Origin of the sequence: Candidatus Erwinia haradaeae (assembly GCF_900698995.1) — a bacterium.
Taxonomy (GTDB): domain Bacteria; phylum Pseudomonadota; class Gammaproteobacteria; order Enterobacterales; family Enterobacteriaceae; genus Erwinia_E; species Erwinia_E haradaeae_C.
This window is the reverse complement of record NZ_LR217735.1, coordinates 181,922-206,629: the sequence shown is the minus strand read 5'-3', so window position 1 is coordinate 206,629 and position 24,708 is coordinate 181,922. Positions and strand designations below refer to the sequence as shown.

The following is a 24,708-nucleotide window of genomic DNA, read 5'->3' as shown; positions in this document are numbered from 1 at the left end:
AAATTATTAACTATTTTATATATATTAACATAAGATCTGTATAATCGCAGAATGGATTATAGTAGTCTTTCTACTACATACTGTAATACTGATATAGTAACATACTAATTATAATACTTTGTTCAAAGAACTTCTGTTGCATTTTAATCAAAAACTTTCTTTTAGAAAGTTTTTGATTAAAATGCTGTAAATCCAAAATCCATTTGAATATTATTCAATCCTTTTATATTACACCTAATAAAAATAAATACATTTCCTATCTTGATTCCTGTCATTAAAGCAAGAATTTTTTGTAATTTAACGGTAATAATCATACAAAATATTTGACTAAATGAGCAAACCTTTTAGCATAAGTTCCTGTTATGGAACATAAAAAACTTCAACTATCTATTTATGGTTGATTTATATTCTTTTGAAGAAAAATCCTTTAAATATTACTACATTAATCTTCAGGAGAAAATATTGATTAGGTAATAATTAAAACAATCTCAACCTTAATGACTGAATTTACAGATAGATATAATTGAAAATTATTAGGTAAAACTAACCTTGCATTGCACTTAATCTAGGTTTACGATTTAACGAAATCAACTCCTTAACCTTACCATCTCTATCTATAATAACTGTTCTGTTTATATTTTTTGTAAAAGTTTAGTTTTTTAACTATATTTTCTTGCTTTGCTCCAATAGAAGAAAAATACTAATACTTGATAAGAAAGTCATATCAATTAGTAATTATAAAAAGTATTACAAGCGCTTATCTAATCTAAAATTAAATAAGCTGAATACTATTTTCTTGTACTACAGCATGAAAGATATAGCAAAAAGATTGAATATTACTATCGTTTATAATAGACTTCCGTGCTGCTACTATTTTTTCTTGATATATTTTATATCGCCACTCTAAAGGAGTTAACACAGAATGATTATCATCTTCCAAAATGATTAACTTCAAAGATTCTGAATTCACCTTTATGAGACTATCATATAATTCTTGGTATGCTTTAGGTGTATTTAAATGACTATGACTAGAACGAATATGTAAACAAAATCCTTGCTTAATAACCTCCCTCCAAGAATGCAAAGCTAGTTGATAACCTACCTCTGGTATATGTAATTTATCCAAATCAGATGACCAAGAATCTAAACTCCATGACTCTTTGACTATTTTTGCTTCAATATCTTGATTTCTTACATGCCTATCGATATCGCTCGTTAAATCATTCAATTGAAGTGACAGTGTTTTTTTTTTCAAATTCACTATAGGTGTCATCTCTTCATTAAGCTTCGTGATATGTTTAAAATCCTCCATCTTTAAATTTTGCTCCGCATTTACTAACTCATCTATTTTTATCAATAGATTATTGTTCCCAGAAACCTTCGTATCTTGCTGATAATTGCTAACATCCTTGTTATTATATAGATTTGCATTATCACTATCCTTAAAGTTTTTAGAGACTGATTTTTTTAGATTTTTTTTTTCTAAATCGACCGATACTTGAACAAGTTTGCTTATAGGCTGTTCACAAGATAACTGATCCTGCTCCGTCGAATTATTCGTTCTTTCTTCTTCTTTAAAGTCTTCTGGTTTGAACGCCAACGCGCGCAATAGGGTCATTTCGACGCCCATACGTTGATTAGGTGCAAACTGTAACTCTTTACGTCCTACTAGAAGAATCTGATAATATAATTGCAGGTCAGTTGGAGGCAGTGTTCTTGCTAGTGCTTGTAATCGATCATCAATAGTTGTGTGCTCTTTACCGATTGAGGAAGGCAAAAGCTGTATAATTGCCATACGATGCAAAAATCCGAGCATTACTATTAATAAACCATCCCAATCACCACCACGTATCGCTACATTCTCTAATAACTCCATCACTTTTACACCATCAGCACGGACCATATACTCAATAAGAGACATTGCATATTGATCATCTAATATACTAAGCATATTACTGACAGAATTAGTAGTAATCGATCCCCTGCCCATGACAATAGCCTGGTCAGCTAAACTTAGTGAGTTACGCATACTGCCATTTGCTGCTTGTGCTATTAACTTTATTGCTCCAAGCTCTGCATAAATATTTTCAGTTTTTAATACATGTTTTAATTGCATAAAAATTTGATCTAACTTTAATACTGCTAAATGCAAGTGCAAACAACGTGATAAGATAGTCATTGGTATTTTTTGCGGATCTGTTGTAGCTAAGATGAACTTTACATGTGATGGTGGTTCTTCTAGAGTTTTTAGTAAAGCGTTAAAACTATGACGAGATAACATATGCACTTCATCAATTAAATAAATCTTAAAGCGACTCCTAGATGGAGTGTACTGAACATTCTCTAGAACATCTCTAATATCCTCCACCTTTGTACGTGAAGCCGCATCAATCTCAATAAGATCTAAACAAAAACCCGCAGCAATATCACGACACTGATCACACGCCCTGCAAGGATTAGAAGTAATACCAGCTTCACAATTTAAACCCTTGGCTAATAACCGAGCAATCGTAGTCTTACCAATACCACTAGCACCTGAAAATAAATAAGCATGATGAATGCGCTCTAAAGCTAGTGAATTTTGTAATGTAGTTAGTACATGCTCTTGACCAACGACATCGGTAAATACTTGTGGGCGCCATTTTCGTGCTAATACTTGATAACTCATAACACCTTAATCATTTATGGTAGAGTGTGGATACTGTTCAGTATACATTCAATTCAATACATTTAACTGAAGTGAGTTACTAATACATTGTTAGATCATAAGATTTCACATTTTAAAAAACAAACGTTAATCGAATCTTTAGGACACTTTATATGTTTAGAAAAGTGATTAATCATCTCAATACTTAAAAAATGATTCTATAACGTTATTATTTACACATACTTAATCTAATACGTAAAAAATTAAAACTATCGCTGATAAATACTGCATTTGATAATTATTTCAGATAAAATTAGAAAATATAACATAATTATACAATGAATTTTATGTAGTGTTCTAAAATCAAAATAATTATTATTAATAAAATCATCTATTAGGCACATAGAGTATACTTAAAATTAATTCAGACATATTTTCTTACGGATTTTTTAAATGCTATTACTATAAAATGCACATCACTATTTTTCTATTTGATCAACATAAATTATAATGCATAGTATTTCATATCAATCTTCTTACGGTAAGATATTTCTCTTTTAATCAAAATAAAACTATTAATTGTTCAAGTTAATTATAGTTTGAAAATTGTATTAACTCATAAAATAAAAATAAATCTACAATATCGTAGATAAAATTCCATTAAAGAAAAATTAATGTCACAAAAAATGTGATAAAATGTGAACTGTCTATTTCTAAATAAATTGACAAGAAAGGTTCATTATATTAATAATAATTCTTTTCATATGTATTATAAGATATTATATCTTTCATAGATTCATCAGATAATATGGCTTCATAGAATGATTAATAATTACATTCTGTGAATATATCGTTTTCTAACGATAGAAAAATTTTTTCTATAAAACTAGTTCCATCAATAATTATAACATGTCATCACATTTATTTTCATCTATCTTAATCCATAATGCGATTTATTTTTAACATCTAAATATCTAAAAATAGCAACACTTTTGATCTGAGAATCAAAAATAAAATTTTAGAGCATACTCAAACGAAAAAATTTATTATAATGCATTACCAATTAAAAAATTATTCTGACTAACTACGATTAGTTATATATGCCAAAGAGTATTCTATTTTCATTGGTAGAGAAAATAAAAAAATTAAAAAAATAAAAATATAAAACAGAATGTCACTCTAAACACATGGGGCATAAACACAATAAATAGATAAATTCACATTTCTAATTCAATGTGATGTTATAGAACACATATAATTATTACTATCGTATTAGTACAATTCTCGATGACACATAACAAACGCAATACATATTTTATATTAAGGCCTTATAAAAATCTTTGTTGTGAATGCATTTTATAAGAGAAAACTTTCGCTATCAGCGAATATTTAAGATATACTTTTAACTAGAATTCAAAATATTTTTATATTTTCAGTGGATATTATATCCTCAATTTTAATTATTGTTAAACTGTTAAACATTTAATTATTATAAAAATATTAAGGAAATGCATTATATATAGATATATTTAGCTAAAAATTCTAGATCTTGTAAAAAATAAAAATTTATTTATATTCTCTTATTTTAAAATAAAATAATATATTTTTTAACAAAAACTTATTAACTATATTAACTAAATTAAGATATATTTTACTAATTTAAACTAACTAGCTTAATAATGATTATTATATAAAACTACAGCTATAAAAACTACAACTATCATGCGCACAGCATACTTTTATTTCTTAGACATATTATTAAAGATATCTGACTATTAAAATAATATTTTATATATATTTTCTAAAATTTATCCAACCAATGTTGCATGATAAAAATTAAAAAATAATAACAAAATTATACTACAAATTTTGATAATATGAACTTATAAAACAATATGATCTTTTTTATAACAATGCCATTATTCAAATATAACAACTTTAAATTATAATTAAAAGTTGTTATAGAAAAACCTCAACACTAAACAATAATCACATGAATTTAAAATAATCGCATGTAATTAAATATTTTAGAAAACCTAGAATATCAAGGCGAAACTATGTATTCTACACCTATACTATTAAACTAAACACTGTTATTCTAAACTCAATAGCTAAACTTTATAGTTTATAGCTGAATATATGCTACAAGTAAAACTTGACAGGACTATATACATCGCGGATGTCCCTGAAAAAATCTAGCGTTTTACGTAAAATACTGGGACAGATAGACGGTAACCTGTAAAAATTCTGTAGTAAGATTATATACGTTTTATTAACTTTTAGATTGAGATATTGCCATGCTCAGAATCGATAAAGAAACCCTGACATTTGACGATGTTCTTATTGTTCCAGCTCACTCTTCCGTTCTCCCAGAAACAGCTAGCTTGAGTACTTCACTTACCAAAAATATCCATTTAAACATTCCCGTGATATCTGCTGCCATGGACACTGTAACTGAGTCTAGCCTAGCAATTGCTATAGCACAAGAAGGTGGTTTAGGGTTTATTCATAAAAGCATGTCCATTGAAGATCAAGCAATAGAAGTTCGTAAGGTTAAAAAATACGAGAGTGGAGTAGTAATTAATCCGCAAACTGTATTGCCCAATACATCATTAAGAACAGTACAGACCTTAACTAAACGTAATGGTTTTGCAGGTTATCCGGTAGTCAATAGTCAAAATCAATTAGATGGTATTATTACAGGCCGCGATGTACGATTTGTTACTAATCTTGATCTACCTGTTTCTGCAGTTATGACTTCTAAAGAACATCTAGTTACTGTTAAAGAAGGCGAGTCTCGCATAGTTATACTGCAAAAAATGCATGAAAAACGTGTAGAAAAAGTATTAGTAGTAGATAGATACTTTCAGTTAAAAGGAATGATCACTGTTAAAGATTTTCAGAAAGCAGAAAGAAAACCTTATGCCTGTAAAGATGAACATGGCCGACTACGTGTGGGGGCAGCTGTAGGTGCTAGCTTAGGCAACATAGAACGAATTGACGCTCTAGTCTCTGCTGGTGTTGATGTTCTATTAATTGACTCTTCACACGGTCACTCTGAAAGCGTTCTACAATGCATTAGAAAAACTCGTGAAAAATATCCTGAGCTTCAAATTATTGGCGGTAATATAGTAACCGCTTCTGGCGCGCTAGCTCTAGCTGAAGCAGGCGTAAATGCAGTTAAAGTTGGCCTTGGTCCTGGTTCAATTTGTACCACCCGTATTGTTACCGGTGTAGGCATACCTCAAATCACAGCAATTTCAGATGCTGCAGCTGCCCTAGAAGGTTCTGGTATTCCAATTATTGCTGATGGAGGCATTCGATTCTCTGGGGATATCGCTAAAGCTATTGCCGCTGGGGCAGCAGTGGTCATGCTGGGATCCATGCTAGCAGGCAGCGAAGAGTCACCAGGTGAAATTGAGTTATACAAGGGTCGTTCATTTAAAGCTTACCGTGGAATGGGTTCACTCGGAGCCATGACTAAGGGATCTGCTGATCGTTATTTTCAAATAAATAATACAGGAAATAAATTAGTACCGGAAGGTATCGAAGGACGCGTGGCATACAGAGGTCGCCTTAAAGATATCATCTATCAGCAAATGGGCGGCCTGAGATCTTGCATGGGTCTTACTGGTTGCGCTACTATCGAACAATTACGCACTAAAGCAGTTTTTGTCCGCATTAGCACAGCGGGTATTTCAGAAAGTCACGCACATAATATCTCCATGACAAAAGAGCCTCCAAATTACTACATAGATTCTTAATTTTGCATCTAAAGGATTTCCTAATATAGATATATAGTGATCTATTAATATAATGCAACTATCCTATGAGCTTGAACTACAATAATGTATAATGTGACTTATAGTATCATCTGACTTATAATTGACAATATTATTTTTTCTGGAACCCTCTTCAATGCTATCACAAAAAATTTATACCAGTCGTATCCTTATACTTGATTTTGGCTCGCAATACACTCAACTACTTGTTAGGCGCATAAGGAGTATTGGAGTATATTGTAAATTATTAGCATGGCATGCATCAGAAAAAGAGATTAGAGAATTTAATCCAAATGGTATAATTCTTTCAGGAGGACCTGACAGCAGCATAAGCGATGATAGCCCACGTGCAGTAAATTATATATTTCATGCTGGAGTTCCGATTCTTGGTATATGTTACGGTATGCAAGTAATGGCTGTTCAGTTAGGCGGAACAGTGCAAAGTGCTAGCCAACGTGAGTTCGGTTATGCACAGATAACAATAACGGGAAATAGCCAATTACTTCCTCCGATTTTGCATACTACCATAATAGATGAAACAAGAGTGATGGATGTCTGGATGAGTCACTCCGATCATGTTAGCCAGATCCCATCTAATTTTATTACTATAGCTAATACCAAAAAGTGTCCAGTTGTCATTATGATAAATGAAAAAAAACATTTTTATGGTGTGCAATTCCATCCAGAAGTCACACATACACCACAAGGACTGAGCTTACTAAAACAATTTGTGCAAATTATTTGCCAATGCAAAGCGCTATGGACTGCAGAAAATATTATAGATGATAGCATTAGATACATAAGAAAACAGATAAAAAATGAAAGAGTGATGCTAGGACTTTCTGGGGGTGTAGATTCTTTAGTAACTTCATTATTGTTACACCATGCTATTGGTGATCGCTTAAAATGCGTCTTTATTGATAATGGTCTTCTGCGCCTTGGTGAAGCTACTCAAATAATAAATATGTTTTCTAATTGCTTTGGCATAGATATTATCCATATAGAAGCAGAGAAACGTTTTCTAGACGCTTTAGTTGGTGTTCAAGAACCAGAAACTAAACGTAAAATTATTGGTCGTATATTTATTGAGATATTTGAAGAAGAAGCGGTTAAGCTTGGCAATATACAATGGTTAGCGCAAGGAACTATATACTCTGATGTAATTGAATCTGGTATAACTTCAACTTCTCAAGCACACATCATTAAGTCACATCATAACGTTGGAGGACTTCCAAAAGAAATGAGACTAAAACTACTCGAGCCATTAAAAACACTTTTTAAAGATGAAGTTCGAAAAATCGGACTCAAACTAGGATTATCTAGCTCAATCCTATATCGACACCCATTTCCAGGTCCTGGTTTGAGTATCCGTATATTAGGCGAGGTTAAAAAAGAATACTGCAACCTTTTGAGATCTGCTGACGCTATATTAATTGAGGAGTTACATAAAGCAAATTTGTATGACACAGTAAGCCAAGCATTCACTGTGTTTCTTCCAATTCGCTCTGTTAGCATTATAGGTGATAATCGAAAATACGATTGGGTGATAGCTATTAGAGCTATTGAAACAACCGATTTTATGACTGCGCAGTGGATAAATTTACCACATGAGTTTCTTAGCACCGTCTCTAATCGCATTATAAATGAAATTCAAAGTATCTCCCGCGTCGTTTATGATATCTCTAGCAAACCACCTGCAACAATCGAATGGGAATAATAAACCTATACACTATAGAGTATTGATCAAACACTCAAAAATGCTTAAATGTATGCCATCTTTATTAATTCATAGGCTGACAAAGTTTACGTGAATATCATACACCTTATAATATAAGTTTTATATTTAAAATAGAATACTAAAGTGAGGTGAACATTATATATACTATTCGAGACAATGTACCTTTTTATCTAATTTTCAAGCACTACGTAGATGCAAGATAGGATCTACTCAAAAATCAATTCTATTATCTATATCAAAATACACGTAGCAATATATAATATAATATCTAAAATTTATTGCCATCTTTCTCAAGAACCCGCAGATATATTCCAAAACAGAAAAATCAATCGCTAAAATAGCGATCGTATTTTTTGGCACACTCTGCAGATTATATAATCTCACCATTGAAAGCACATTCTCCTCTTATAATGCAAAAAATCATTTATAAACCACCTAATTTATACATTCATAGACCTTTTATTCTATGAGAAGCTACGTAGTATATTTAGTAGTATCTGCCAATATCATTAGTTCTTAAAAATAATGTAAATTGTAAATTTATATAGACCGCAAAAAAGATTCATAAAATCTATATACGCATGATGTTTTATATTTTTAGATCAATCTATAGACTAGATGAAAATTATTTTATAATATATTAATATTTTTACTTTTTCATTAGACCAATTTAAACATCACTACCATTTTTTTAAAAACTAACGATCAGACATAATATAGAGAAATTCTTAAATTCACAATATAAAACTGTAGCATCATTCTTCTGAAATTATACACTTTTTATAAATAATGCTTAGCACATACTATAATCTCCAGTTACCTTTTAACCGCCACAATTAATATAATTTTTGTGTTAGTTTATATTATGGGCAAGCACAGCCTTATCACCCAACAAAGATCTGTCCTCATGCATAGATAATGATTCTGTTGTAATTGTTTCAGCTACCCGTTGCAAGGCTACTACATTTTCATCTATAGCAGTACGAATCAAAATTACACCTTGAGTATTGCGACCGATCATGCTTACTTCAGATACTCGTGTACGCACTAGGGTGCCTGCATCAGTAATCATCATTATCTGATCTCCATCCATAACTTGTACGGCACCAATAACTAACCCATTTCTTTTAGATACCTTGATAGATATTACCCCTTGTGTAGCACGTGACTTAGTGGGGTACTGAATATTTCTTGTACGTTTTCCATAACCATGTTGGGTTACAGTCATAATTGCACCATTATCTCGTGGAATAATTAAAGACACCACCCTATCTTTATCGATTAACTTGATACCTCGAACTCCAGCAGCAGCTCTTCCCATAGTACGGACTTCAGTTTCAGAAAAACGAACCACCTTTCCTCCAGAGGAGAATAACATAACCTCATCATGACCATTAGTGAGCGACACACCAATAAGTTCATCATCATCACGAAGATTTACAGCAAAAATACCTGCACTACGAGGCCGACTAAACTCAGTTAATGCTGATTTTTTTACAGTTCCACTCGCGGTTGCCATGAAGATATTCCATTCTTTGGTATACGTATGTATAGGTAAAAGAGCAGTAATTCGTTCATTCACTGCTAAAGGTAATAAGTTAACAATTGGACGACCACGCGCACCACGGCTAGCTTCTGGCAATTGATAAACTCTTATCCAATATAGGCGACCTCGACTAGAAAAACACAAGATAGTATCATGTGTATTTGCCACTAAAAGACGATCAATAAAATCTTCTTCTTTAATGCAAGCCGCTGACTTCCCTTTTCCGCCTCGGCGCTGAGCTTCATAAGAAGCTAGTGGTTGATACTTAATATATCCCTGATATGACAAAGTCACCACTACATCTTCCTGATGGATTAGATCTTCAAGATTTATACTGGCACTATGCATAGCAATTTCAGTATGACGTTGATCTCCAAATTTATCTCGAATTAATTCTAATTCTTCACGAATGACGGCTATTAATCTTCTTGGATTCTTTAGAATACACATCAATTTATTAATGTGATCTGATAGACTGATGTACTCGTCGAACAATTTTTCATGCTCTAAGTTGGTTATTTTTTGAAGTCGTAAATCTAATATTGCTTGAACTTGATCGGCAGTTAAAGAATATCTTCCAGAAGCAAGATATTTCTTTTTTTCTCGCCATTCTGGATGATTTGTATTAGCATCTACAGATGCTAACATTTGAGAAACACGTCCAATATTCCAAGTATTAGCCATAAGCTTGTCTTTGGCTTCTTCTGGTGTATTTGAGCCACGAATCAATTGAATCATAGAATCAATATTTGCCAAGGCTAATGCCAAAGCCTCAAGAACATGAGCACGATGACGTGCTTTTTGTAAATCAAAAATGGTTCGACGTGTGATTACCTCTCGGCGATGAGAAATAAAAGCCCCAACAATATCTTTTAGTGACATAAGCTTGGGTTGACCTTGGTGTAGCGCAACCATATTAATACAGAAAGACGTTTGCATCTGTGTTAGTGCATACAAGTTATTTAAAACCACCTCACTCAATGCATCACGTTTCACCTCTATTACGATACGCATACCTTCTTGGTCAGATTCATCACGTAAAGCACTTATGCCCTCTAGGCGTTTTTCTTTAACTAATTCAGCAATTTTTTCAATAAGATGTGCTTTATTTACTTGATATGGAAGTTCATATATAATAATAGTTTCTCGTTTGCTTTTAGAATTGAGTTCAATTCTAGTGCGAGCCCGTATATGAATTTTGCCACGTCCTGTATGATAAGCTTCACGGAGCCCATTTTGTCCATAAATAATAGCAGAAGTAGGGAAATCTGGACCAGGAATATACTGCATTAAATTTTCAATAGTAATATGCTCAGAGTCTAGATATGCAAGACAACCGTTAATTACTTCAGTTAAATTATGCGGTGGAATGTTTGTTGCCATACCAACTGCAATTCCTGAAGAGCCATTAATTAATAAGTTTGGAATGCGGGTTGGCATTACTTCTGGTATTTCTTCTGTGTTGTCATAATTTGACATAAAATTTACAGTTTCTTTTTCAAGATCTGCTAAAATTTCATGCGCTATTTTAGACATTCGGACTTCTGTATAACGCATCGCTGCAGCTGGATCCCCATCAATGGAACCAAAATTACCTTGACCATCAATCAAAATATATCGTAACGAAAAAGACTGGGCCATGCGGACAATTGCATCATATACAGCAGAATCACCATGTGGGTGATATTTACCAATCACATCACCAACAATACGTGCGGATTTTTTATAAGCTCTATTCCAATCATTACCAAGAATATGCATAGCATATAAAACACGACGGTGAACTGGTTTTAAACCATCACGCACATCTGGTAAAGCACGACCAATAATAACTGACATAGCATAATCTAAATAAGAGTTTTTTAATTCTTCTGCGATATTAACCAATCTAATTTCATGGGCAAAGTCATTCATGGACAAACTTTCCTTTCTATGTTAATTCCTTATACAAAGATAGTGCAGTATATCATATTAGGTATAGACGAATAATCAGCGTTATACTAATAAATCTTATGATGTATTAGTATAGAACATATCATTTGTAAAAAAATTTTAACCTCAATAAAATATAGGCAATACATCTTCAATATCATAATTTAAAATAAAATTAACTATATTACACCAAAACTACCTAAGTACTAATGCAAAGATGTGATAGCATCTCTTTATAAATTCTATTTTATTAACAATATATTTTAATTATAGCAGGTATCAATTCATGAAGATTAAAACTCGATTTTCTCCTAGCCCAACAGGGGACCTGCATCTTGGTGGTGCTCGTACTGCTCTATATTCATGGTTATTTGCTCGTTCCCACAAAGGTAAATTCGTATTGCGTATGGAAGATACTGACTTGCAAAGATCTAATAAAAGTAGTAGCGCTGCTATCATAGAAGATTTGCGTTGGCTTAATCTTGATTGGGATGAAGGGCCATATTATCAAACAAAACGCTTAAATCGTTATCATGAAATTATTAATCAAATGTTAAAAGATCGTACCGCATATAAATGTTATTGCTCAAGAGAACGACTAGACGCACTACGTGAGAATCAGATGGCCATTGGAAAAAAACCACAGTACGATGGTTGTTGTCGCGATAATAACAAAAAACCCATAGATCATAAGAAATATGTAGTACGTTTTAAGAACCCAAAAGAAGGCTCTGTAATCTTTGATGATAGAATTTATGGTCGTATCGAATTCAAAAATCAAGAACTAGATGATCTTATTATTTGTCGAAGTGATGGCTCTCCAACCTATAATTTTTGTGTAGTAATTGATGACTCAGACATGAATATCACTCATATTATTCGTGGGGTAGAGCACATAAATAATACACCACGTCAAATAAACATCTTTAAAGCCATTGGTGCCACTATTCCTATCTATGCACATGTATCCATGATATTAGACGTTAATGGTAAAAAATTATCTAAGAGAAATGGCGCTTTAAAAATAATGCAGTATCGCAATGAAGGATATTTACCTGAAGCATTACTAAATTATTTAGTTCGCCTTGGATGGTCTTTCGGGAACCGTGAAATATTAAACCTAAATGAGATGAAAAAGCTATTTACATTAGACGGATTAAGCAAATCTCCTAGTACTATGAATATTACAAAATTACAGTGGCTTAATCAACACTACATTAATAATCTCCCTAAAAAATATATCACAACTCATCTTCAATGGCAGATGCAATCTGAAAACATTAATACAAAACACGGACCAAAACTAGAAGAGATAGTAACATTATTCGGTAATCGCTGTAATACATTAAAAGAAATGGCATCTACTTGTCGTTATTTCTATGAAACATTAAAAGAATATCACGCAGGTGCAGCTAAAAAATATTTTCATAATCAAGCGAGCATATCTCAAAAATCACTAGAAGTTATGCGTACTGAATTAGCTTCAATAATCTATTGGACACCCATAGAAGTACGAAATGCTATTAATAGAGCGTCTAATAAACTCATTGGTGGTATACGTACTATAGGGATGCCAGTACGTATTGCAATCACTGGATCACCAGAATCTCCTGCGCTAGATATTACTCTTTACACTATTGGTCAAAAACTCTGTGTATTGCGTATTGATGAAGCATTATCATACATCCAGAAACATAAATCTTTATAAAGTATGTGCATAAAAATATTTATCGATTCTACGAAAATATTATTTTTATTTATGAATAACTTAAAATTCAATATTATCTATGCGAGATAAGTTGCGCTCATGATTAATTATGTTAAGAGATTTTATCTTTCTTATAGGCTTTAATTCTGATAAATCACAAAACCAGTGCTAAGTTATTTTTATTCGCTAAATTCTAGAGCTTAACATCACTATTATGACCATCACTAGATATAATCTATACATGAAAACACTTTAAAAATAAAATTTACTTAAAAAATGCTACTTCATCTTTAAAAATGCGAAAAAATGCTATTTAGATCACTAAAAATAATAATAAACATTATACCTAAGTAATAAATTATTGCGTCATACTCATTTTCACAAGATTAGTTACCTATGTGTATTTTATATAATTTTGATATATCTTTATATTTCTGCCCTGCTAAATAAAAAAAATTCATTAAGCTACAGCAGAAACATGCTTGATAATTTTTTCATTTTTAAATTTCTAGCATTGCTAACTAATATAAAATTCGCAAAATAAATTGATTCACTTATCTAACATATGACACATAATTACATATTTTTCTCAAAACATCATATACTACAATCTTTTTTTATTGCTATCTGCATTAATAAGAAATGATAACACTAAATTATAAATTTTCACTCAACTATAATATTACATCCTCAATTTTGCACAAAATCGATTTTTTAGGGCTTCCGTGCATTTTTCAATAGCATTAGAAATTTCATGATCTTCAAGAGTTCTGGTAAATGCCTGCACAGTAATACTAATTGTAAGACTTTTACAACCCGAAGCAACATTGTTTCCACGATATACATCAAATAAATGAACACCTGTGATATATTTATCTCTAACTTTCTTGCATTCTTCAAGCACATCTCCTGCTGATATATATTCTGCTACAATTACGGAAATATCTCGACGATTGGCTGGAAAACGAGATACAGGCAAAACACGCGGTACAGTATAATCAGAAATTTTATTCCATATCAACTCAAAAACTATTGTTCGACCTTTAATACCCAGATTGCGCTCTATTTCTGGATGCAAAACTCCAATGCATCCAATATAATCCACATTAATATACATCGTCGCGCATTGACCAGGATGAAATGCAGGATAAGGTTCTCTAATAAACTTTATCTGATGTAGCTTATGCAGCATATCAAAAATAGACTCTAAGTCCCCCTTTAAATCATAAAAATCAACCTCGGATCTCACTAAATCCCAGTGTTCGCTATATCGATTGCCACTAATAACAGCTGACAACATTAACTCTTGACGAATACCATATGGCGAGCTTATGTCCGGAACAAAGCGAAGGCCGCTTTCAAATAGTCTGATGCGTAACTGTTGACGATTCTGATTATACAATACTGCCCCCAATAAACCACTCAATAACGATAATCGCATTACCGACATGTCCCTTGACACTGGCCGGAGCAATCTTAAACTTTCTTGATGTGGGTGAAGTATTGATTGAATTTTTGGATCAACAAAACTATAAGTAATTGCTTCCTGATACCCCTTATCAATAAGTAACGCTTTGACTCGTTGTAACGGAAAATCTCTTTTGCAATACGTATCAATCATTAAATTTGCTTGAACTGGTATATTAGGGATTTGACTGTATCCATAAATTCGTATAACCTCTCTTACTAAATCAACCTCAATACTAATATCAAAACGCCAGCTTGGAACAACAACTTTCCACTGACTGTAATCTTTTCTAGTCAGTATTTTAAATCCTAATCGTTCTAAAATATCGGTAACTGTTTCATTAGGTATGCAATAACCAATTAAACGATCTAAATTTTTACGATATAGCGTAATAATTTTAGATGAAGGTAATGCGGAATAATGAGTAATATTAATTACTGGACCAGCAGAGCCACCACATATTTTTAATAACAAATTTGTTGCGCGTTCAATAGCTTTATATTGCAGATTAAAATCCACACCTCGCTCAAAACGATAGGCAGTATCACTATGCAATCCATAACGACGTGCACGCCCAACGATAGATAATGGCCTAAAAAACGCAGATTCAAGAATTATGCTCTTTGTTCTTATTGTAACACTAGCATCTTTACTAATAGTAATACCTGCCATGGCTATTATCTTGTCTTCATCTGCTATAACCAAAGTATTACTATCTAATCTAACTTTTTTCTTTTCAAGAAAAACTGAACAGTCCTCTTCTTTAGCATAACGCACATTAAGACCACCGTTAATTGCGTGAAGATCAAAAACGTTAACCGGTTGACCAAGTTCGAGTAATACATAATTAGTAATATCAAGAACTGGATTTAAAGAATTCAGACCACAGCGACGTAATTTTTCCTGCATCCACAAAGGCGTATTAGTCTGGATATTTACTTCTTTTATTATCCTAGCAAGATAACGCGGACAATCTTCAGGTGTATTAACATGAATTGAAATTACATCTGAAACGGTAGAAAATGTTGGCGCAACCTTCAATTCATATAACGGCGTTCTACTCGCAACAGAAATATCACGTGCGATCCCAATGATACTCAAGCAATCTGCACGATTCGGTGTGATAGCAATATCCAGAATATTATCTTCTAATTGAAGGTACTGACGTAGATCTGTTCCAACAGTGGCGTTTAAAGGTAACTCTATAATACCCTCTTTTTTGATAGGTATACCTAAATTAGGGAAGGAGCATAATATACCTTCCGAGGTCTCTCCTTGTAATTTAATTTTTTGAACAATATCATTACCAGGTAAAACTGCACCTACTGGTGCAACAGCGACCTTTAACCCTTGACGACAGTTACTGGCACTACAAATAATGCTTAATAAACTCTTAGCACCTATGCTTACCGTTGTTATATATAATTTATTAGATCGTGGATGCTGCACACATTTAGTCACCTCACCGATTAAAACACTATGAAAATCAGGAGCAACTGGCTCTATATTATTTACCTCTAAGCCAGCCATAGCCAGTTTATTGCAAAGTTCTAGGCTATTTATGGCAGGATTTACCCACTCTCTCAACCAGAGCTCGCTAATTTTCATTTATTGTTCTCTCTTTATTTAAATTGTTTAAGAAAACGCAAGTCATTTTCAAAAAAAACACGAATATCACTAATACTGTAACACAACATAGCTAAACGCTCGATTCCTATACCAAATGCAAATCCAGAGTAAATTAGAGGGTCAACATCCATAGTGATCATAACATTAGGGTGGATCATTCCACATCCTAGAACTTCTAGCCATTTTCCATCTTGAGTCATCACGTCAATTTCAGCAGATGGCTCTGTAAAGGGGAAATAAGATGGGCGAAAACGTATTTGTATATCATATTGAAAAAAATTTTTGAGAAAATCTAATAGAGTTCCTTTCAGATTAGCAAAACTAATCTCACGATCAATAAGAAAACCTTCCATCTGATGAAACATAGGAGAGTGTGTTTGATCATGATCATTGCGATATACACGGCCCGGTGCAATAATACGAATTGGTGGTTGTTGATTTTTCATAGCCCGCACTTGAACTACAGAGGTCTGAGTGCGTAATAATCGCGTCGCATCAAACCAAAAGGTATCATGATCATTTCGTGCTGGATGATGCTTGGGTATATTCAATGCATCAAAATTATGATATTCATCTTCAATTTCTGGCCCTGTAACCACTGAAAACCCCATTTTACAAAAAAAATCTTCCATACGATTTATAGTACGCATGATAGGATGCAAACAACCTTGCTCTCTTCTTCGACCAGGTAATGAAATATCAATAATTTCTTTTGCTAGACGTGCATTAAGCATTTGAGATTCTAGAGTTTTTTTCCGAATATTTAATGCATGTTGCACAAACTGTTTAGCATCATTTATTTCTAGGCCCAATGATAATCGCTCTTCTATAAGAAGCTCACGCAAAGTTGCGGCTTTAAGCGTAAGATATCCATGCTTGCCTAAATATTTAACTCGTACATTATCTAGTGAAGAAAAATCTTTAGCATTACTTATTTCTATTTCTGCCTTTATCACTAGATCTGAAATATATGTCATGCCACCCTTCTAAATTAGTCATAATAGATGCTCTACACTAAAAGATCAATTTTCTCATTTTAGAGCAAAAATAATAAAATATGTTATTTTAATGCATTTCTTATGGTCATAATCACTAATGTACTTTTAATATTATGAAAATATATCTGGGTTATATAGGAAAAATAACAACGAACAGATCTAATATAGGATATCTAATTCTCAGGTATTCTATGCTACATCCTTAAACCAAAACACATCATGATATTCTCAAACCTAATAATATAGTCATTACTTTTATATCAGCATACTAAATAATATGTCATTGCTATCTGAGCCATCCTGGTTTATAATAATAATTATTATTTGTTATCTTCTATCAAAGCATTTCAATCTTCTAAAAAATAAAAGAAACAAATTATTTAATTTTTTTAAGCATCGTAAACCCATGTGAGAAAATTTTGATATATCAAGGCTTAAGATATACACCTATAATCTAGACTGTCTAAAAGTAATACGCATATAGGTTAAAAATTTTCCTATATCTTCTCCATTCTACTTAGCATAAAGGAAATATAAGTACACATTAATATAAGTACACATTAATATAAGTACATCAAGCTACTTTATTGATTTAAATAAATTACACAATGCCTGTAAATTAAATATAAAAATATAAATTATCCTGATGTTATAAATAATGCATTATAAATCGAAAGTGTACAGTAACAAACCAATAATTAGGTGTTGATAAAAGAATAAAAAATAAGAGAGAAGAGTCATAAACAATAATAGTTCTTCATAAAATCATAGTAACATTCAGAACCTATTAAAATTAAATGTTATATATATTGTGAGAGGCGACTAACGCGATGATTCAAATTTAATTTGGAAATTTATTTTCTCTGATGACGCCATAAAAACCATTGCCAAACTCTAATATCAAATATACTAGACATAAATATCTTTCTAAACTTTGACATATTAAAAATAATCTATTTCATAGCAAAGTCTCTTTAAAATATAAATAAAAAAATATTAGATAGAACTATAATATAAATATGTACTGCCTCTAATATACTTTACACAAAACCTATATAGATCATTCGCGCTCAAATGCTACTCGTCTTTTAAAATAACTCTGCCTATATCACATTATCTTTTAATGATTAAATCTTTTAAAATAAGACTTTGAGCGCTGTGTAATATATTTTTACTTTAATCTTAAGATGATGTTATAGATTCTTTTGCTTTTTCTACCAACTGAGAAAATATTACTTTGTCAAATACAGCTATATCAGCTAACATCTTTCGATCAATAGCAATGGAAGCTTTTTTTAAGCCCTGAACAAAAAAACTATACGACATACCATTAATACGAGCCGCAGCATTAATACGTGCAATCCATAATCGACGAAACTGACGTTTGCGTTGACGACGATCACGGTAAGCATATTGCCCAGATTTAATAACAGCTTGACATGCGACACGATAAACCCGTGAACGCGCACCATAGTAGCCTTTAGCTTGATTTAAGATTTTCTTGTGACGCGCGCGAGAAATTACACCACGTTTTACACGAGCCATTTAGCTCTCCTGTGAAGTATCTATTTTATTTTATTCCATTCTCCTGCACATAAAATAATTAAGAAAAATGACCTAAAAGTTATTTAATATTTAAGAGTACGGCAAGCAAGCAATAACTAAGTTAAGATCATTTTTCGAAACCATTGTTATGGGGCGTAAGTGACGCTTACGCTTAGTAGATTTTTTAGTCAAAATATGACGCAAATTAGCATGTTTATGCTTAAATCTACCAGAGGCGGTCTTTTTAAAGCGCTTAGCTGCGCTACGTATTGTCTTTATCTTAGGCATCCACAATTTCCATTTCATTTGATTCCCGAGGCAATTAAATAGAGCACTAAGCATCATATACATAAAAATACTTAGTATAACAGCTTATCTTTCTATTATCCTATTATTTTTTCTTGGGAGAAAGAACCATAATCATTTGTCTACCCTCTATCTTTACAGGAAAAGATTCAACAGTAGCTAGATTTATGTCTTCACACAAATCTTTTCTGACACGATGGATAACTGCCATTCCAAGTTGCTGATGTGCCATTTCACGACCACGAAAACAAAGGGTAATTTTAGTTTTATTCCCATCTTCTAAGAATCGAATTAAACTACGCAGTTTAACTTGATAGTCTCCATCATCAGTACCAGGACGGAATTTTATTTCCTTAATTTGGATAACTTTCTGCTTTTTCTTCTGTTCCTTATACGATTTGTTCTTTTCATAAAGAAACTTTCCATAGTTCATAATACGACAGACTGGCGGTTCAGCATTAGGACTAATTTCAACAAGATCTACACCAGCTAATTGCGCTTTCTCTAAAGCTTCGCTTAAGCTAATAATACCAATCTGCTCACCATCGATACCTGTCAGCCGGACTGAAGTAGCACGAATATCCCAGTTAATACGATTCGGGCGCACTGGTTGAACGCGTTTTCCACCTTTAATACTATGCTCCTCCAATTTTAATGCAGATTATTTTGTCTGCGAATATTATCTTTTAGTTGTAAGGCCCAACTATGAAAATCCAAACAACCTAAATTCTTTCCACGTCGAGTACGAACAGATATTGTTCCTTCTTTTGCCTCTTTATCGCCACAAATTAAAAGATAAGGGACGCGACGCAAAGTATGTTCACGAATTTTTAAACTAATTTTCTCGTTTCTTAAATCTGATTTAACTCGAATATCAATATCTTTCAATCTACCTGTTAGTTCTGTGACATATTTAGATTGATCTCGAGTGATACTCATAATTACAACTTGTAATGGCGCCAACCATACAGGAAAAAATCCAGAATATTCTTCAGTTAATATTCCTATAAATCGCTCTATAGACCCTAGTATCGCGCGATGAATCATGACTGGAGCCCGACGTTCATTGTTCTTTCCTATATATGATGCATTGAGACGTGTTGGCAATGCAAAATCTAATTGAATAGTACCACATTGCCATGACCTGTCTAGACAATCATGCAATGTAAATTCAATTTTAGGGCCATAAAAAGCACCTTCTCCTGGTTGATACTCAAATGCAATTTTTTTTTCTTTTAACACAGATACTAAATCAAACTCAGATCGATCCCATAAAGAGTAACTGCCAATTAATTTTTCTGGTCGTGTTGATAATTTTACTGAAATTTTTTTAAAACCAAAAATACTATACATATCATATAGCATTTCTATACAATCACTAACCTCACTACGAACCTGCTCTTCCATACAAAAAATATGAGCATCATCCTGCGTAAAACCACGCACTCGCATTAATCCATGTAAAGAACCGGATGGCTCATTACGATGACAACCGCCAAATTCGGCCATGCGCAAAGGTAGATCTCGATAAGATTTTAAACCCTGCTTAAAGATCTGAACATGCCCAGGACAATTCATTGGCTTAATGCAGTATTCACGATTCTCAGAAGATGTAGTAAACATTAAGTCTCTGTAATTATCCCAATGACCCGTTTTCTCCCATAACTCCCGATCCATCACCACAGGACCTTTTACTTCTTGATAATCATACTTTTTTAACCTACTGCGTACAAATTTTTCTAATTCACGAAAAATTACCCAACCATCATGATGCCAAAACACCATACCTGGCGACTCTTCTTGAATGTGATATAAATTCAGTTGTTTACCAATTTTACGATGATCTCGTTTTTCTGCATCTTTTAAAGAAATAAGATAAGTTATTAGTTGTGTTTTATTGACCCATGCAGTACCATAAATACGTTGTAGCATTTTATTATCACTATTACTTCTCCAATATGCACCAGAAATTTTCTGTAACGCAAAATGATGACAAAATCGTATATTAGGAACATGCGGACCACGACACATATCAATATATTCTTGATGATAATATAAATTCAAATTCGCTTCTTGGCTAATGTTCTCATCTAAAATAGATATTTTATAGCTTTCATTGCGTTTACTAAAAATATTATACGCTTCTTGCCAACAAACACTTTTCTTTATTACATCATAATTTGTTTCAGCTAGCTGATGCATGCGTTCTTCAAGACGCCTCATGTCTTCCTCTGTCAATCGATGATCAACATCTACATCATAATAGAAGCCATTTTCAATAACTGGTCCAATAGCCATTTTAGCGCTTGGCCAAAGTTGTTTTAGTGCATGCCCTAATAAATGCGAGCAAGAATGACGAATAATTTTAAGACCATCCGGATCTTTTTCTGTAATAAAAATTATTGATGAATCTGATGAAACATGATCAAACATATCAATCATATTATTATTGACACGTCCAGCAATACATTCTTTGGCTAATTCTGGCTGCATAGCCTCAACGATATCTATTAATCTAACAGGTGTATTAAATAGGTTTTTTTTTCCGTTAGAAATAGTAATAAAAGGCATGAAACATCCTTAATTAAATCATAATGTCACTATTGATTACAATATCACAAATCACAACTATTAGATATTAACGTTAGATAATTATTATAGTGACCCACTATAGTTTTTCTACTAATAAATACAATAAATATAATGCGACTGCGACAGATTTTATTAGTCTTCATCTGATTAAGATACAATCAAAATCATTTTTAATGATCATACTCATAATATTTTGGCGATTTTATTTGTCTCATGAGATAATATTATAGATACGCAACGCCGATCTTCTATAAGAACTCAGTTGCCAAGTTATATCTTAATCTCTTTATTTTCCGCGCATATCCACAACTTTGTGAAACTATGCTGATTGTCTCAAAACTAAAGGTAACGCAATCTACGATATGGCCATTAAATGACTCGTTCAAACATTAAGTCCCATACCTTATGTCCCAATTGTTCCCCTTTTTTCTCAAATTTAGTATATGGCCTAAATGCTGGGCGCTGTATCCAATCCCCATTATCAGACCGATTTTTATAACCATATATACTATTAATAACCATCAACATATGATCAGCGTAAGATTTACAGTCAGTTGCTATATGAAATACACCACCCAATTTCAACTTTGTGAGTACTAATTTAGCAAAAGAAATCTGAACAATGCGCCGCTTATTATGGCGTCTTTTTTGCCATGGGTCTGGAAAAAAGAGCTGCACCGTATCCAAAGTCTTTGAGGATACCATGGTCTCGAGAACCGCTACGGCATCATGACATATCAAACGAAGATTGGTAACACACTCTGCGCGAGCTCTTATTAAACAAGCTCCAACGCCTGGTCTATAAACCTCAATACCTAAAAAATTTTTTTTAGAGTTACTTTTAGCCATATCTATCAGAGAAGAACCCATACCAAAACCAATCTCCAATACTACTGGCGCATCACATCCAAATATATCGTAAAATTCCACTGGTTTTAACTGATATTCAACACCTATCTGTGGCAATAATTGCTCTAAAGCTAGTTTTTGACCCTTAGTGTAATGCCTGTTTCTGCTAACAAAACTAAGTACCCGATGCGTAGGATAATATTTTTTATAGTGCTCTTGTGCAACAAGATGATTTGTCATAATTTTTACTCTAAGCGTGAACTATAAAGTCAATTAGATAACACGAAAATTCCTTTATATGATCGACTATCTTATAATATAGCATCAAATTATAATCCAAATTTATACTACATATTTTAGATATCATCTTAAAAACTCATAACACTACAGATACCCAGGAAAATCTGATAAAATAATAATATTAAAAAACCAAACATTATATTATCAACAATATATTACATATCACGTACCGATAACGATATATTGTATCTATAACATATTTTTATCTTGCTTAAAAACTAAATAAGCAGTCTTATTAACTGAAATATTATATATTTACATATTTATGTCATGAATGCACTACCTAAAAATTATTTTTCAAAAATGATTTTATCAGTGACATTTTTATAAAGAGAGTCTCTCTAGAAAAAGAGAACTATTGCCAGACTTACCTCAAGACAGTTTTTATTCTAAAATTATTTATTCTGTATTAATTAGTATTAATACCATGACCTTATTCTATAGGTAAGATAAAATCGATTTAATTAAAATTTTATCCAAGCTTTTATTTATTACCTGAATTTAAACCATTAGTTATATAAGATCTGCATCTTATATCGTATTATTTAATTAAGCTTCTATAATTAATGTGCACTATATTAGGGTATATTTTTATTCCTATTATTATAGAGCAACTCTCTATCACATGTATGTTAAATTTAACGCTCTAGTTTTAGGAAACCTAAACAATGTATGACTGGATTACTGATCCTAACACATGGTTAACTCTTGCTACGTTAACGCTCCTTGAAATTATTCTTGGGATTGATAATATTCTGTTTCTATTGCTAATAGTTGAAAAATTACCTGAAAATCAGCAACACACCGCTCGTTGCATAGGCATGTCTATAGCTATGCTGACAAGGCTCGCACTACTAGCGTCTATGACTTGGACAATACACCTAACCAATCAAGCATGTACCGTAATGGATCATCATTTTTCGATACATGCAATTATATTATTATTCGGAGGGTGTTTTCTAGTCTTTAACTCTAGTGTTGAACTTTACAAAAACATGAAAAATTTAATATTATCGAAAAAAACTTATGCATCTCACCTCACATGGACAATAATACAAATTATCCTTCTAGATATGATTTTTAGCTTAGACTCAATTATAACTGCAATTGGTTTATCTAATGATCTAATAATAATGATGATAGCTGTAGTTATTTCTGCTATAATAATGATGTTATTTTCAAAGATAATTAGCCAGTATATTCAGGATAATCCCTCAATAAAAATTTTAGCACTTACTTCTCTCATTCTAATTGGCATTACGTTGATATTAGAAGGTTTTGAAATTTATTTTGATAAAAATTATATTTATTTTGCCATATTTTTTTCAACATCAATAGAAATTATAAGAATTTTGCAAAATAAAAAACAAACCTATTAAAACAAAAAATTTTCTAACTGAATAATTTTTAGAACGCTCTTGCAAAAAATGTTAAAAAATATTTTAATAAGGCTTAATCTGATATTAACCATTATAAATAGAGTGATTAATATTGCCATATTATTATAAATAACTAACATTACAACTATTTATATTTTATATTAAAAAAGATTCATGATTGCTTAATATAAATAGTTATATTCCTAACTTTAGGATAAAAATATACTATCTGTATAGTATTTAAAGTTGTATATATAATATATCATTATAGCATATATAATAAATTTAA

General features: G+C 32.1%; 13 protein-coding genes. 4 read left to right on the top strand and 9 right to left on the bottom strand.

Going from position 1 to position 24,708, the window contains the following annotated elements:
* Positions 1-772 precede the first annotated feature (772 nt).
* Positions 773-2,668, bottom strand: coding sequence for a DNA polymerase III subunit gamma/tau (dnaX, locus tag ERCISPPA3004_RS00640; protein WP_157990214.1), 1,896 nt, complete (start codon positions 2,666-2,668; stop codon positions 773-775).
* A 2,276-nt stretch (positions 2,669-4,944) separates the two neighbouring features.
* Between dnaX and guaB the strand changes: the two genes are divergently transcribed.
* A complete protein-coding gene (gene guaB, locus ERCISPPA3004_RS00635) occupies positions 4,945-6,411 on the top strand; it encodes an IMP dehydrogenase (RefSeq protein ID WP_157990213.1) in 1,467 nt (488 codons plus the stop codon).
* A 154-nt stretch (positions 6,412-6,565) separates the two neighbouring features.
* Positions 6,566-8,146: a glutamine-hydrolyzing GMP synthase gene (gene guaA / locus ERCISPPA3004_RS00630; RefSeq protein WP_157990212.1), complete on the top strand. Its 1,581-nt coding sequence runs from the start codon at positions 6,566-6,568 to the stop codon at positions 8,144-8,146.
* A gap of 874 nt (positions 8,147-9,020) precedes the next feature.
* On the opposite strand, the gene gyrA is transcribed toward guaA, so the two are convergent.
* Entirely contained in the window at positions 9,021-11,627 is a 2,607-nt protein-coding gene (gyrA, locus tag ERCISPPA3004_RS00625) for a DNA topoisomerase (ATP-hydrolyzing) subunit A (protein ID WP_157990211.1), read from the bottom strand.
* Between the two features lie 304 nt (positions 11,628-11,931).
* On the opposite strand from gyrA, the gene gltX reads away from it, so the two are divergent.
* Complete coding sequence (gene gltX / locus ERCISPPA3004_RS00620; RefSeq protein ID WP_157990210.1) at positions 11,932-13,353, top strand: glutamate--tRNA ligase; 1,422 nt, start codon at positions 11,932-11,934, stop codon at positions 13,351-13,353.
* A gap of 682 nt (positions 13,354-14,035) precedes the next feature.
* Here gltX and pheT read toward each other — a convergent pair.
* The 7 genes from pheT to trmB form a co-directional block, all read right to left on the bottom strand.
* A complete protein-coding gene (gene pheT / locus ERCISPPA3004_RS00615; protein WP_157990209.1) occupies positions 14,036-16,429 on the bottom strand; it encodes a phenylalanine--tRNA ligase subunit beta in 2,394 nt (797 codons plus the stop codon).
* A 14-nt stretch (positions 16,430-16,443) separates the two neighbouring features.
* Positions 16,444-17,427 carry a phenylalanine--tRNA ligase subunit alpha gene (gene pheS / locus ERCISPPA3004_RS00610; RefSeq protein WP_157990208.1) on the bottom strand — a complete coding sequence of 328 codons (984 nt, stop codon included), beginning with the start codon at positions 17,425-17,427 and terminating at the stop codon, positions 16,444-16,446.
* Positions 17,428-18,630: 1,203 nt separating this feature from the next.
* Entirely contained in the window at positions 18,631-18,993 is a 363-nt protein-coding gene (gene rplT, locus ERCISPPA3004_RS00605; RefSeq protein WP_157990207.1) for a 50S ribosomal protein L20, read from the bottom strand.
* Between the two features lie 90 nt (positions 18,994-19,083).
* A complete protein-coding gene (rpmI, locus tag ERCISPPA3004_RS00600) occupies positions 19,084-19,281 on the bottom strand; it encodes a 50S ribosomal protein L35 (RefSeq protein ID WP_157990666.1) in 198 nt (65 codons plus the stop codon).
* A gap of 103 nt (positions 19,282-19,384) precedes the next feature.
* Positions 19,385-19,933 (bottom strand): translation initiation factor IF-3, encoded by a 549-nt coding sequence (gene infC / locus ERCISPPA3004_RS00595; RefSeq protein ID WP_157990665.1) that lies wholly within the window; start codon positions 19,931-19,933, stop codon positions 19,385-19,387.
* A gap of 17 nt (positions 19,934-19,950) precedes the next feature.
* Positions 19,951-21,870 (bottom strand): threonine--tRNA ligase, encoded by a 1,920-nt coding sequence (gene thrS / locus ERCISPPA3004_RS00590; protein WP_157990206.1) that lies wholly within the window; start codon positions 21,868-21,870, stop codon positions 19,951-19,953.
* Positions 21,871-22,260: 390 nt separating this feature from the next.
* Entirely contained in the window at positions 22,261-22,980 is a 720-nt protein-coding gene (gene trmB, locus ERCISPPA3004_RS00585; protein ID WP_157990205.1) for a tRNA (guanosine(46)-N7)-methyltransferase TrmB, read from the bottom strand.
* Between the two features lie 728 nt (positions 22,981-23,708).
* On the opposite strand from trmB, the gene ERCISPPA3004_RS00580 reads away from it, so the two are divergent.
* Positions 23,709-24,419 carry a TerC family protein gene (locus ERCISPPA3004_RS00580; protein WP_157990204.1) on the top strand — a complete coding sequence of 237 codons (711 nt, stop codon included), beginning with the start codon at positions 23,709-23,711 and terminating at the stop codon, positions 24,417-24,419.
* Positions 24,420-24,708: the final 289 nt, after the last annotated feature.